Raw genomic sequence first — 13,635 nt, 5'->3', positions numbered from 1 at the left:
TACTATAAATGCTGTCAAAAGCTGCATAGTTTATTTATTCTCTACCCAGAATTTTACCTGGGTATCGTAGTTACTCCTGAATCCTTTACTTTCACCCACTCCTAAGGTTGCATATAAAATGGTCTTACTCAGGCTGTCCGCCCAATATATAACATCATTCCCGTACATGGACAATACCGGGTGCAACGGCTCATCAATCAATAAGAACCTGTGCGCATATATAGGGAAGATCCTTGAAATGCCATCTGCCACTAATTTTTCCTCCGTTACGCCGTTGGCGTCATAGATCCATTGTATGGTTTCCCTGATTATTTGGAGATCATCCGGAAATGAATAAAATCCTCCATGGTAATGCACTTTCCCTTCTTCGTCTTCCCAGGTACCCCGTGTGTCCAATCCATTCATTGTTTTGTAGAAATTGCGGAGCGGGGTGGGAAAAGCGAAACCCATGGCGTGCTCAAATTCCTTTAGCGCAGCGTCTGTAAGACCAGGCCGCCATTTCGTGCCTTTTTTAAATTCGTAACCGTAGGGTCCGTCGGGAGGAACATATCCCCAGTAGCTATTGCTGCGTTTTTTAAATGCTTCGAAGAATTCGGGGGTGTCAGTTGGCACGGGTAATTTTACCTTCATAGGATTGCCGGGTTATGCGGAAAGGGATTTTTTGTGAGCAGCAAAGGTAGGGCAATTTGCAACACATCTGGCATGGCACAGTTTTGGTGGCCCTATTTACTAAAATTGTTAGTATATGGCAAATAAAGACGACATACAGAACCCGCAGGGAAACGCCGCTAAAGACCCGGACCAATGGACTACAGGAGACGAGCCCATGACAGCCGCCCAGCGCTCTTATCTGCATACCCTGGCAACAGAAGCAAAGGAAGAGATCGATGAAAACATGACCAAGGCGCAGGCGTCCAAAAAGATCGAAGAGCTGCAAGAAAAGACGGGGAGAGGTAAATAATTGTAAAACAGCTCAAAAGTATAGTGTATGAAATTGCGTGAGCACCTGATAAAAAAGCTGGGACAGTCTTACCCACCCTCCACCATGGTGGACATGGAATATAAAGGCAATGATCTTTCCTTTAAAACGGACGGAAACGGCCATGCGATCTTGCTCTTTATCGGCAAACGAGGCCCGGATGGGAATATAAAAGGCGAGCGGTATGCCCGCACGCTTAAATATGACCGGGAGGGGCAGTTGATCAAGGATCATTGGGAACTGAAGGGTACGGCGACTTGAAACACCTAAAGCTCAACTTCATAACTATAAAAACATGGATACCCACCAGGTCACCATTCCGTATAAGGGAATTAACTACGATGTTACGGTAACGTTAAGCCACGAAACCGGCGACTGCCGGATAATGGCCCATGTGGCCGGGCATGATATTTTGTTCCTCTCCACGGAAGACGACTGCCTGCACGCAGTGTACGAGGAAAATATCATAGACAGCGGGCTTATAGAGGAAATAAGCCGGCATATTTGTAAAGCGTGTTTGTGAAATGAAGAAGGCGGTTTTATTAGGCAGCAATTTTTCGAAATTTGCTTCCAAATAATAATCCCTTTATCTTTCGCAAACTTTGCCCTTTTTTATGAGAACATTTTTCGTTACCCATCTACATCCCAAATGCCTGAAAGGCTTTTATACACTATTTCTTTCGCTCCTGGTTATCAACGTTCACCACGCCATTGCTCAAACGTCCTTTCCGGCGCCTGTCATACTCAGTTCCGCTAAAGCGGCTGCGCTGATCACGGACAATGTTAGGCAGGAATTTAAAATGTCATATCCCATTTACAGGGTGTATCAATATGCGGATCAGTCCGGGCAGTACTATTGTGTGCTCACCGAAAGCCGCAACACCGTTACGGAACACGATACCATCAACCAGCGGATAAAAGCCGTGAACCTGAAGATGGTAGACGGGAAATTCACTAAGACCTGGGAGTTAAATGACAATTTCACCCCGGAGGTGAATGAGGAAAGCTCTATCTGGTTTTGGACCAAGTATGTGGAGTTCCTGGATTATGATCATGATGGCCTGGTAGATCCTATCATTATATATGGCACCCGCGGCTCAAATGGTTATGACGACGGGCGCGCTAAGATCCTGATCTACTATAGAGGACAGAAAGTGGCTATCCGGCACCAGAACGGGGTATTGGACGACGAAAGATCTACCCAGGTAGATGCCGCGTTTTACAACCTGCCGGCGTCGATACAGGCAGCGGTACGGCAAAAGATGGAGCAGATGGTGAAAAACCAGCATGCTATTTTCCCAAATGGGTGGCAGACGGCTATGCGGAATAAGAAGACGGCGTTTGATGAAGCGCAGTAACCAGATCGTGGATTTTACCCTCTTAGTAGATGGTATATCTTTAAATCTCATACAATAAATTGTGGTCCGGAAGCGAAACCGGTAGTTTTTGAATTCAAGTATTTTTTGATGGAGGCCGTTCCTGTTGGAGCGGCTTTTTTATGCATTCGCTGGAAAGCTGGAGATGGTTGCCTGTTATTGAAATTTGTTATTTATGCGGATTTTATGCAAACTGGGCGGTTTTTTTGGAGATTATAATAAATAATTGCATTAATTTGTAGGAAATCCGCACAAATGCTAGTGTATTTTAAGGTCGGAAATTATAAATCTATTAAAGATCCGATAGTTATAAATTTTGCTGCTACTGCTATCAATGAACATCAGGATACGAATGTTTTTGAGAAGGGGAAAACCAAGCTATTAAAGACGGTATTGCTTTATGGCGCTAATGCAAGTGGTAAGTCCAAGATTTTAGATGCCTTTGTGATATATAGGGCTTTGATTTTAGATTCTGCTGGCTACAACAGTACCAGGCGCGTTCCCGTAATACCGTTTGACCTTAATGCAGATACAAGAGAGCAACCGTCATATTTTGAAACGGAATTCATTTTAAAGAATAAACGATATAGGTACGGATTTGAGGCGGATGAAAAATCGATTAGAAAAGAATGGCTGCTGGAAGTGAAGGCAACTACGCAAACGTCAATATTTCTCAGGATCGGGCAGAGGTTTCAGGTTGAGTATAAAAAATTTCTGAATGCTGAGCACCTGGAAACAAAGTGCAACGAAAATGCACTTTTCTTGTCTGTGGCGGATCAATGGGCTGTTCCACTGGCAAAGAACATATATAGTTGGTTTTATGACATCTATACTATCCATGGATTAATGGATGACGAGTACAAAGAACATACTAACGAACTGATAAAAGACCCTGAATACAAAGTCCTGATCAATCAGATGATGCAAAAAGCTGATCTCGGCATCAATTCCATCGAAGTGATAGAAATCACCGAAGAGGATAAGAAAAGGATTTTAATGAATACCCCGGATAATTTAAAGGAGTCAGTAGGCCGTGTAATTGATCAGGATGCTAGTCCCGTCCTCACAAAACACTACGCCTATGATGAACTAGGAAATGTAATAGATGAAATCGCATTCGATATGGCGGTTCACGAGTCAGAAGGTACCCAAAAGTTTTATAATATCATAGGAGTCATACTGTATGCAGTGAAGAATGGCCGGGTTGTGGTAATAGATGAGCTGGATGCAAGACTGCATACCTTACTTACTAAAGCAATAATCCGGGTATTTAACGCAAACGATATAAAAACTGAGGCGCAGCTTTTTGCTGTGGCCCATGATACAGCCATTATGGATAGAGATTTATTGAGGCGTGATCAAATCTATATAGTGGAAAAAGACAGATTTGCTGCCACCAAAATAGTAAATCTCGTTGAATATAAAGTCCGGAAGGAAACCCCATTCGATAAGAACTACCTTGAGGGCAAATACGGTGGCATACCATTTATTGAAAACTTTGAAAGCCTACTGAAGGATGGGGAAAAGAAATAAGCAAAAGGAGCCTTCTTTTGCTGATATGTTAAGAGAGTTAACCGCCAGTAAGGGAACAATGCCCAAGGTCGATGAAAGGGAAGAACGCAAGTATTTTCTGATTGTAAGCGAGGGAATAAGAACAGAACCAAATTATTTTAAATATTTAGCTGGCATGTTGCCACGGCATCTTATTGAGACTGTTTCAGTAAAGGGAGCTGGTGACAATACTGTTAATGTGGTGAGAAAGGCTATAGCAATGCGTAACGAAAGGTTGAAAAATCCCGAACTGCCAAAATTTGATGAAGTGTGGGCGGTGTACGATAAAGATGATTTCCCGGATAAAAACTTTCATGAAGCCATAGCGCTTGCCCAACGGGAAGAAATAGAGAGCGCCCATTCTAACCAGTCTTTTGAATTATGGTATATACTGCATTTTGAGTTTTTACAAAGCGCTCTCCACCGAAGTGATTATATCGCGAAGCTATCAGATTATCTGGGTGTAGAATACCAAAAGAACAGTGTCGCTCTTATAAAGCGTATACATACAGAAGGGAATGTGGACCGGGCTTTATCTTGGGCATATGAACTTGAGCAGTTGCATAAGGGCAGGCTGCCTTCCAGATCTTGTCCCTATACCAGGGTGTATATTTTAGTGGATAGATTGATAGCCTATATCAGGAACGAAGCGACAAGGTATGGGAAATAGTGGTTGACCACTCTCCCTACCCCCTCAGCACCCCCAGTACCGCCATAAACAGATCCGGATCCGCCAGCGCAATGTTCACAATCCTATCCGGCCTGTTCCATACCTCCAATACCGTAGAAACCAGCTCCGTGCTTCCCCAGTCATAATACTTAGCGCTATACCCAAAATATCCGCCGGCATACGTTGCAGCGGGCATGGTAGCGGCATACTGCAGTTCCTCTGTCCCTATCACCCCGGGAATAGATACCGGGAATATAGATCTCAGATCCAGCCCTTTACTCCGCTCATGCAGCAGTTGCTGCAGCTTCAGCCAGCGGCTGGTTTTACCATAATCTTCGATATGATGCCCGTATTCATGCAGTATCTGCCCAATGGTGCCATTCTCGCCAACAGAGATCTGCCGGTTGCTGGCAAAAGCCCGCATAAACAAATAATCCCGGATGCTTTGCCGGCGCCTTACCCGTACGCCGCATTGCCCGGCGGTTTCGAGTATGGCCGGTGAAACAGCCCGGCTTATCTGGTTCCAGGCCTGTTGTACATTCGTATAGATACCGGCGGTGGTAGGCACAACGCTATTATCGTTGGCATACTTCACATCATTGGTCAGCCGTATGCCATCCAGCCGGCCCGGCGTGGGCGGCGGTACCTGGTAGATATAGGCTAGCAGGTTAGTGCGTAGATAATCTTCCAGGATTAGTGCGGTGCGGTGTTTATAGTCAGCGCCGTCTGCATGGTTTTCTATGATGTACCGGGCAATGGTATAATACCGCTGTATAGGCGTCATGCCCTTGGTCCGCTCCAGCATGGCGTTGGCGCGTTTGTTCTCCACGTCAAAGGTATCGCCGTCCTTGTAAATGCCCTGCGGGCCGCTGATCTCGCCTTTAACGGTATCCGTGCTGCCGGCGTCTAAGAAAGAAGCATCAATGGCAGAGTCGTCAAAGCTGCCATCCTGCTGATGCCCTTTCAGGCGCATGAAGGCGCCTGCTAAAGCGGCGGCTTCGCCTTTGTCGCGGGCTTGTTTAAAATACCATTGCAATAAGGCTGCTACCTCGTCGGCTTCGCTGGTGGCTGCCTCCCGGAACTTTTTCAGGAAATACTTCACCCCGTTGCTTTTCTTACCGTAAGTAGCGGCTTTGTCCAGCCAGGCTTTGATCAGTGTTTTAGTGCGGGGCACATATGGGGCATAGGCGCCAATAACTTTGTCCAGCACGGAGTAGCCGCCTTGGGCCGCATCGGCAAATACGGATTGGTCCTTTTGCTCATCAGAAGGAAGCGGTTTACGGGCAGCGGTCAGCAGCCCCTGGATCTCCGCTTTTGCCCCTGGGTGCTTGAGGATCCGGTCGTACAGCATCTCCTTAACGGGCTTAGGCTTTTTAAACTGTATAAAATGGCCCCGGTCAGCGGCCGTTTCTACCTGGGCTGCCGGTTGCAGCTGCCTGGCGGCATTAGCCCGGTCGTTTTTCTGTTGAACAATAGGCCAGGCTTCGGGGAACGGCGCCGGCTGGCCGCCAGGTTATCCGGCTGGCCGGTGTTATTGAATTTTAACTGGAAGGGCAATATGTTCCGGGCATGCTGGTCTTCATTGCCGGGCTGATTTCCTGCCGCAGTCAGCTGAAGCGCCGCAACGGCGGGCTGGGATAGTCCTGAAGAGCGATGATGGTACGCGGCAGCGGAAGAAGCAGGCGCCGGGTCAGCATTCCTTTTTTTGTGTGGCATATTTTTGAGGGATTGGCGTAATAGCTACTGTAAGGTATTAAATTAATTTTGATCGCCGGCAGCTGCCTGCACCCCGCGGCAATATTTTGCATTTGGTCCGGTTGTTATATCTGAATGTTTATATTTGAGCAAATACATCCTATGAAATTAGCCAGGATCATCATCCTATCCCTTGCCGTCATAACCGCAGTATCTATTTTTATCTATTTGTCCGTTATCAGTTTGATTGGGAAAAGAGCAGCACCGGCGGTGGCCGCACAACAAATGCTTGCGGAAGCTGCGCTCTCTCCGGAACCGGCCGCTCCATCCCGTTTTTTTAGTATTTATGCGGGCAACCAGGATACAGTTATTTTTGCGCCGGCTTATAACAGCCAATGGCTGCAGCAAGTGAATACGAAATATTCCTGGGAGCATTTTGATCAGTATAGTAACAAGTTTTGGGTCTATGTAAGTGGCCTGCTGGATACGCTGCCGGTATTGGCGGAAGGGAAAGTGGCCAGCCGCCAGCAATACCTGGACAGCCTCACGAAAGGACAGAAATTGTTATATACTGTAGTGATATTCAACAACGAAACGGATAACGGTGGCGTTTATCAGTTCTTTTTTAATTACCCCGAGCTTGCCTTTGCGGTAACGGAGGTTTTTAAGGAGCTGCAGGCAGGGGTTATCTCCGCGGACTATGCAAAATGCCTGGATGAGTTTTTACGTACAAAGAACAGCTTTGCTAAAAAGACCAGCATCCTGAATGATCCGGCCGGCAACCCACAGCAAAAATTGGCGGATTTTCGTTCAGCCCATAAGGACTTGAAAACAGCGGATAAGATCAAGGCTTACTTTTACCAGGAGGCGTATAAAAAACAATTTTTCAAAAAGATCGTGGATTATGTGGATGCGCATATGGATCAGTTTACCCAAAAGCCGCATTCCTGATAGCTGTCATCACAATCTGCCGCCCGGAAAACTGGGTGCTGTTCGCAAAAGCCGGTAACAGATTTACAAAATTTTGAAAGTAACCAAAACAATTCGTACATTTTCGATGTTAAAATACCGATAGCCCCAGAACAGCATGGAATTAGTTGAACATTTTCAACCTAAAGCAATAACCTCAAAACCTTGCCAATAAAAACTGCCTTAGGTGTGCTCACTCATTCATTATAGATTGTTATCAGCCATTAGCCGGGGCCCCAATAATAAATTTATAACTGTGTGCTTACAGGGCACGGTCCTATACCGTATTGATCCAATCCAAATTGTTCATCTCTAATAAAAGCTATACATATGAAAAGATTCATCCTTTTACTGTCCATTATTGCACTGGCGTTTACGCTATATGCAGGCAAATCCAATCTACATCCCGGTAATGATGAAGAAAGCCGGAAAAAGATAACCAATGAGATCCTTAATAACCTGGTAAGCGAAAAGTATGATGACGTAAGAAAGGATTTCCACTCCAGCCTCAAAGCCGGCCTGCCTGCGGAAAAGATCGCTGAAGTATGGAAAAGCACTATTGATGTCAATGGCCCGTTTGAAAAGGTATTATCCACTACCATGGCAACTGTACAAGGGTTTAACCAGGTAAAGCTACGTTGTAAGTTTAAGAATGAAAACGCCACATTGGAGGCCACCTTTACTGAGGATGACAGAGTAATCGGACTTTATATAAAACCCTGAAACTATGCTCCGTATATATTGTCTGGTTCTGCTGCTGATGTTGCGCTTCATAGCTGCCGGCCAGGGCAGAATAAACCAGGATGCTATCACGGATAAACTGGAAATGATCAGCGACGGGATCAGCAGGATCACCAACCCCTCCCCGGAAACAGAAGAGCTGCTTAAGGCCTGCCAGCATGCCATTGCGGACGCTATTACCAATGTTAGTCTCTATACGAAGGACTTTCCCGTCCTGTACGGCAAAACGCTGGATGACATCATTGACCTCTGCCAGGGAATTGAGCAACAGGATGCGGGGCAACAACGACAATTGCTCGGCATGCTCTCTAAAGATCTCAACCTTAAGTTTGGCACACGGTCCGGGAAACTGGGCTCAACGGTGGCCACTGATCTCATAGCGGTAAAAGTAGTAACCAAAAGGAATGGAAATGTTATCAGCTCCCTGCGGGTACGGTATGCTCCATTGGGATATAAGGTCAACTATGAGCGCCCACGGTATAATTTCCTGGGCCTTTCCAGCCCGGCTACGGATAAAATGGTGCCCGGTTATTATGAGATGTGGATCACAGGGTCAAACGATTATAACGTCCTGCAAACGCTGGCAATAGAGATCAGCCCGGAAAAAGACAGCCTGGTAGAGTTTAATATCCCTTAAATCCATCTCCATGTTCCCGGATTATATAAAAAGCAAATGGGCCGGATTTGCGCAAGCCGCTATCTGGATCATGGCCATAGCAGGTACATTCCTGATCGCGCCGCCCTTATTGAACCGGAACGATACCTCGCCGGTAACGCCGCTTACCCGGTTTATTATTGCCGGCCTCATTGCCATTATATTTATCGTTATAAAAAAGCGGTCCGCTCATAAAGACTATAGATTATGGTACCGGGTGGCTATCGCATCGTTTATTATCTGCCTGGTTTTCATTGGCCTATACGCCGTTACCCGGAACAATTGGTCCGTTAAATTCTATAACAACAAAGTGCTGGCAACAGGTAAAACCATGTTTGCGGAAGCGGTCGAACAAAAAAAAGAAGTGGCTAAAAAACTTGGGCTTCCTTTTGTAGATGACGAGCTTTTTGTAAGTGCAAGGGAAGGGGATACGCAGCTTATATGGCCCATAGCCGAGATCCGGACGCATTTTTACATTATGTTCTGTCTGTACGTATTATGCGTAATTGGAGTGGCTTGTTTTATTATATCCATTATCCAGTCAATATTTTGTTATGAAAAAGATAACAGTAGCGCCTAGGCTCCTCTTGTTGGCCTCAGCGGCCTGCCTCCTCGTCTTGTTGTCAGGTGCACCGGCGCTGGCGCAGGATCATCAGCTAACTGATCAGATCCGGTATGATTTCGATACGCTTAAGTACTATGCAAAAGATCCGGCCGCACGGCTGGAATTTGACTACGAGGCAAACATGTCTTCCTCATCCCTGCAGGGAGGCCGGGTGGTGCTCAATATCCCCCAGCTGCAGGAGATGGTCCGCAAGGTTGGCAAACAACATCAAACCGCCCTGATCCGGCTCTTACTGGCGCATGAATTAGGGCACCAGGTCCAGTATCGTTTTTATCATACTATTGCCAGTGGATTGCTTATGGAGTGCCAAGCTGATATCATTGCCGGCTTCCTGCTTTATCAAATGATGGCCAAAGAATTTTTTAAGTGGATGGAAGACGCCCGCATCAGCAACATAAACGATCCCCGGGTTAAGCAAAAGCTGGATGTGTTGAAAAACGAAATGTACGCAGGGCTTACTGCTATCTTTGACTTAGGGCAGAATTACAATTTCAATAATTCCCATCCAACAAGCGAACAGCGGCGGCTTGCATTAAGGGATGGTATTGCCTATGGAAATATATGGTTATATGGAGAGATCATTAATAATCCGGATGTTCCGGGAAATACAAACGCGTATAACCAAACATATAGGGCAACGGAGGAGGCGTATAAGAAGATCCTGTATTATCTTCCCGGTGATAACCTGGTCACCTGGTCCATGCGACATGCAAAAAAGATCATTCATGACCCAATGGTCAACTGCCGGGATATCATTATCAATACGACGTGGGATTGGGATACTAAATCCAGCCATCCGTTTTTGTTCTATAATCACAAAATATACAACCAGGGCGCCAGGACTATAACAGTTAATTTCTATAGCCAGATCTATACGGTTTTGCGGGACGATCCGTCCAATACCCTTTATTGGGACCTGCGCGCCACAAAAGGGTATTCCATCACCCTGCCGGCCGGGGAGTCCCGGACTATCGCAGATAGTATGCAATGGATGGCTAGCAGGGAGCTCATGCCGCGGTTTGTATATCCCGGGGAGGGCGGGTCACTTTTATTCTGCTCCAGCCTGTCTGATAAAGGTGAGCAGACAGTGGCTGCCCAACATTATAGCGATGCGGGAAACGGTGATGACAATGTTGTTCTCGATGGGTTGATCCGGCTGCGGGGTTATCTTTCAGACTATATCGGGAATGTGGGAACAATATTGGATGATGAGCCGGCCGATGATATTTACTACCGCAGTAAGATCCAGATACCGTCTACTACAGAAACAAAGATTCACTATAACAAAAAAAAGGGAACGTTTAGCCTGGAGGCAGAATATTATTATGGCACGGATAATGCGGCTGCGGAGGCCATTGTGGCGCGCATTATCGCTAGCCTGACCAGCAAGCGGTATAAGGTCAGCGAACAGGAGGATGAAGATGAAGAACGGCGGGACTGGGATATTGAAAACAGGAACGGTGTTGCAGTTGGGCAGATCAGCCTCTGGCATATCACAAAGAGTTCCTATGTGGTCGATCTGGAGATCTATGGAGGAAAGTAGTGCTCCTTACCGGAATTTTTTGGTAAATATCATGAACTGGTGTAATTTGACCTTGTCTATCAATCAAAATGACTGTTTATCGAAGAAAAAAGATGTAGAATCTTACCCCAAAGATAACTAAACTGCAGCCTTATGTAACGCTTTCTCTCCTTTTATAGTGCCATCCGGCATACTTCTATCAGTTATCGGTGCCCCTGTACTATAGGAAATCAGCATTACAACATAAATAATTCCTTATATGCCCCAGGTTTCAATAAATCAATATTTCTCTTCCAGTCAAGCCTACTTTATACCTGTAGACAAGTATTCCTCCAGCTCGATCAACGACCTGGAAAGCCCGTCAAATGACGTAAGGGCGATAAAGGAGGTTTTAGAGAAATATCATGGGTTTACTTCTTTCGATATCCGCGATCGGCATGATAATGTAAAGCAAAACGCGGGAGTAGATGTGGCTTCACCCACTTCACTTGAGATCCTTTCTTTCCTTTCCAGCATTGACGTTGAAGAAACGGGACGTATTATAATATATTTCGGCTGCCATGGTATTGCAATAGACAGCGAAGGCGAGCCGGAGGGATATTTACTGGCTGCTGATGCGCAACCTGGAGAATGGGATACTTTCCTGAAAATGAGTGATATATTTAAAGTGTTAAACAATTTAAAATGTAAGCATTTGTTTTTAATCCTCGATTGCTGCTATGCGGGTGCATTTCGATGGGCAAATAGGACGCGGGGCATAATATGCGATGTGCCCAAAAATATTTACTTCGAGCGATTTAGACAGTATGCAACTAATAAGGCCTGGCAGGTTTTAACATCCTCGGCTCATGACCAGAAGGCCGTAGATACGCTTCGCCTGGGAAAGCGCGAAGGTGATGATAAAGGTATGCTTTCACCTTTTGCGGAAGTACTGGTGAAAGCGCTGAAGGATGGCTCAGCTGACTTAAGTTTTGGAAATGCTCCTCCTGATGGTATTATCACTGCCACTGAATTAAGTTTTTACCTGCAAAATAGGATCTTTGAACGGTTATACAACGCCGGCATCAAAGGTAATAAGCGGCAATTGCCAATGCTGTTTCCAATAATTGATGCCAGCAAAGATCAGCATGGAAAGGGCGAGTTTTTTTTCATCAATCCTTCTATGAAAGATGGTATTGCTGACTTAAAAAGCGTTACAAAGACCAACCCCTATAAGGGATTGGATTCTTATAATATTGGTGATGCTTCTATATTCTATGGGCGGCAACGTGTCCTGGATGGGTGGCATGATGGCGCTGGTAAAAATATTGGGTTGATCGAGGCTGCGCAGCAGTATAATCTAATCGTATTGGCCGGTCCTTCAGGTATTGGTAAATCCTCTTTGGCAAAGGCGGGGCTGCTGGCGTATTATAAGAAAAGCCAGACAGTGCATGAGATCCGGCCAGGTAAAACACCGATGACTTCTAATAGAAGCCTGCTAAACAAACTCAAAGCTTCAGAGGAACGGGAAGTGCTACTTGTGGATCAGTATGAGGAATTGATCACTACGAGTACGGAGGAAAGTGAACGAACGGATTTTGAAATGGAACTGCTCGGGCTTGTCAGCAGGCACCTGGTGGTTATAACCATTAGAACCGACTTCGAGAGCCAGTTCAGAGAGTCCGCTTTGCTAAATATCGAAAAGGAAAATGCAGGAAAATATCGATTTATAGTGCCGCCTTTTCTAAGGGAAGAAATTGAGGAAATTGTGGTACAACCCGCAGTGCAGGAAGTCCTCGAATTTAAAGGCATTGGCAATAATGGTAAATCATCCGATAAATTTATTGATAGAATAGTCGATGATGCTTATCAGAACCCGGGCTCGCTACCGTTGCTATCCATGGCGTTAAGTGAAATCTACGAAAACCGGGATGGAAATAATTTATTAGAAGAGGTATATGATAAGTTTGGAGGCCTGAGTGGTATATTAGACCGTAAAGCTACAAATGAATATAAGAAGTTAAGCGGAGATTCCGTATCCGAAACGTTTTTTAGATACCTTATTTATAGAATGATATCTTTCGAATCAGGACGCATATCTAAAAAGCGGATTTATACGCATATTGAAAGACTCACGGAGAATGATGAGCTTGAATTCGACAACGCTGGTAAAACGGCCAGGTTCAAGTCTATCGCCGGAAATTTGGTGTCGGCGGGCTTACTGAAAACGGATGTCGACGAAAAAAATCAACCATTTATTGAACCATCACATGATGCATTGTTAAGATCATGGGGAATACTGGCGGAATGGTTAAAAAGGAGAAATAATGTCCTGAATACTAATATTCAGGAAGAAATACAATTACTGAAATCTGTCAGTGACATCAGTTCCAGGTTTGCCTCGGCTTCTGTTGAGGAACAGAAAGGTTATCTGGATTCATGGTCAAAGCATCCCAAGCTGTTGCAGGTAAAAGATCAAATCGGAGATCAGCTCAACAAAGCGGAGAATGCCTTTGTGTCTAAAGCTTATGCCCGGAAAATCCGGTCCAAAAGGGTTACAGTGTCGGCGGTGACGATTACATTCGTTTTGCTGACAGCCGCAGCTATATTTCTATTTGTATTAAAAAATGCGGCTGATAACAACCTTAAAAGCTATCAAATTGCCCGGTTTAAAGAGAATGTGCAGAATGGGATCGTCTACATGGAAGCGAAAGAGCATAGACTCGCCAAAATTCAATTTAGCAACGCCTATAACATATATAAGCAGCTGTCGGCAGATCCTACCATACGGAAAGAAGTTAGTCGGACCGGTTTTCAATCATATGTAGAGGCATTTAAGCTGGATAAGTAAAACAAGGCAGTAGGATGGCAGC

15 protein-coding genes are annotated in these 13,635 nt (G+C 45.3%); 12 read left to right on the top strand and 3 right to left on the bottom strand.

The window, feature by feature from the left end; genetic code table 11:
- Window positions 1-30: 30 nt before the first annotated feature.
- A complete protein-coding gene (locus tag F0L74_RS21725; RefSeq protein ID WP_149840016.1) occupies window positions 31-630 on the bottom strand; it encodes an SMI1/KNR4 family protein in 600 nt (199 codons plus the stop codon).
- 115 nt (window positions 631-745) lie between these two features.
- Here F0L74_RS21725 and F0L74_RS21720 point away from each other — a divergent pair, with 115 nt between their 5' ends.
- The 6 genes from F0L74_RS21720 (at window position 746) to F0L74_RS21695 (ending at window position 4,576) form a co-directional block, all read left to right on the top strand.
- Window positions 746-961 (top strand): DUF3072 domain-containing protein, encoded by a 216-nt coding sequence (locus tag F0L74_RS21720; protein WP_149840015.1) that lies wholly within the window; start codon window positions 746-748, stop codon window positions 959-961.
- Between the two features lie 27 nt (window positions 962-988).
- Window positions 989-1,240, top strand: coding sequence for a hypothetical protein (locus tag F0L74_RS21715; RefSeq protein WP_149840014.1), 252 nt, complete (start codon window positions 989-991; stop codon window positions 1,238-1,240).
- Window positions 1,241-1,274: 34 nt separating this feature from the next.
- The gene (locus tag F0L74_RS21710; protein WP_149840013.1) at window positions 1,275-1,502 is read left to right on the top strand and encodes a hypothetical protein; all 228 of its coding nucleotides are present in this window, start codon (window positions 1,275-1,277) and stop codon (window positions 1,500-1,502) included.
- 91 nt (window positions 1,503-1,593) lie between these two features.
- Window positions 1,594-2,337, top strand: coding sequence for a M949_RS01915 family surface polysaccharide biosynthesis protein (locus tag F0L74_RS21705; RefSeq protein ID WP_149840012.1), 744 nt, complete (start codon window positions 1,594-1,596; stop codon window positions 2,335-2,337).
- 273 nt (window positions 2,338-2,610) lie between these two features.
- The gene (locus F0L74_RS21700; RefSeq protein ID WP_149840011.1) at window positions 2,611-3,888 is read left to right on the top strand and encodes an AAA family ATPase; all 1,278 of its coding nucleotides are present in this window, start codon (window positions 2,611-2,613) and stop codon (window positions 3,886-3,888) included.
- A complete protein-coding gene (locus F0L74_RS21695) occupies window positions 3,872-4,576 on the top strand; it encodes an RloB family protein (RefSeq protein WP_149840010.1) in 705 nt (234 codons plus the stop codon). Before F0L74_RS21700 ends, F0L74_RS21695 begins: the two co-directional genes overlap by 17 nt.
- A gap of 16 nt (window positions 4,577-4,592) precedes the next feature.
- Here the strand turns inward: F0L74_RS21695 and F0L74_RS21690 are convergent, their stop codons facing one another.
- Window positions 4,593-5,927 carry a hypothetical protein gene (locus F0L74_RS21690; RefSeq protein ID WP_149840009.1) on the bottom strand — a complete coding sequence of 445 codons (1,335 nt, stop codon included), beginning with the start codon at window positions 5,925-5,927 and terminating at the stop codon, window positions 4,593-4,595.
- Between the two features lie 59 nt (window positions 5,928-5,986).
- Window positions 5,987-6,292, bottom strand: a complete 306-nt coding sequence (locus F0L74_RS21685; RefSeq protein ID WP_149840008.1) for a hypothetical protein — start codon at window positions 6,290-6,292, stop codon at window positions 5,987-5,989.
- A gap of 141 nt (window positions 6,293-6,433) precedes the next feature.
- Here F0L74_RS21685 and F0L74_RS21680 point away from each other — a divergent pair, with 141 nt between their 5' ends.
- The 6 genes from F0L74_RS21680 to F0L74_RS21655 all read left to right on the top strand — a co-directional run bounded on the left by F0L74_RS21680 (window position 6,434) and on the right by F0L74_RS21655 (window position 13,613).
- The gene (locus F0L74_RS21680) at window positions 6,434-7,222 is read left to right on the top strand and encodes a DMP19 family protein (protein WP_188316102.1); all 789 of its coding nucleotides are present in this window, start codon (window positions 6,434-6,436) and stop codon (window positions 7,220-7,222) included.
- A gap of 348 nt (window positions 7,223-7,570) precedes the next feature.
- Entirely contained in the window at window positions 7,571-7,963 is a 393-nt protein-coding gene (locus F0L74_RS21675; RefSeq protein WP_149840006.1) for a DUF3887 domain-containing protein, read from the top strand.
- A 4-nt stretch (window positions 7,964-7,967) separates the two neighbouring features.
- On the top strand, window positions 7,968-8,618 hold the full coding sequence (locus F0L74_RS21670; protein ID WP_149840005.1) for a hypothetical protein: 651 nt from the start codon (window positions 7,968-7,970) through the stop codon (window positions 8,616-8,618).
- A 10-nt stretch (window positions 8,619-8,628) separates the two neighbouring features.
- Complete coding sequence (locus tag F0L74_RS21665) at window positions 8,629-9,216, top strand: hypothetical protein (protein WP_149840004.1); 588 nt, start codon at window positions 8,629-8,631, stop codon at window positions 9,214-9,216.
- A complete protein-coding gene (locus tag F0L74_RS21660; RefSeq protein WP_149840003.1) occupies window positions 9,191-10,804 on the top strand; it encodes a hypothetical protein in 1,614 nt (537 codons plus the stop codon). Before F0L74_RS21665 ends, F0L74_RS21660 begins: the two co-directional genes overlap by 26 nt.
- Before the next feature lie 238 nt (window positions 10,805-11,042).
- Window positions 11,043-13,613: an nSTAND1 domain-containing NTPase gene (locus F0L74_RS21655; protein ID WP_149840002.1), complete on the top strand. Its 2,571-nt coding sequence runs from the start codon at window positions 11,043-11,045 to the stop codon at window positions 13,611-13,613.
- Window positions 13,614-13,635 lie beyond the last annotated feature (22 nt).

The sequence above is a fragment of the Chitinophaga agrisoli genome, assembly GCF_008386695.1.
Classification (GTDB): domain Bacteria; phylum Bacteroidota; class Bacteroidia; order Chitinophagales; family Chitinophagaceae; genus Chitinophaga; species Chitinophaga agrisoli.
Note: the sequence above shows the minus strand (reverse complement) of the source record. Positions and strands in the feature narration are given on the sequence as shown.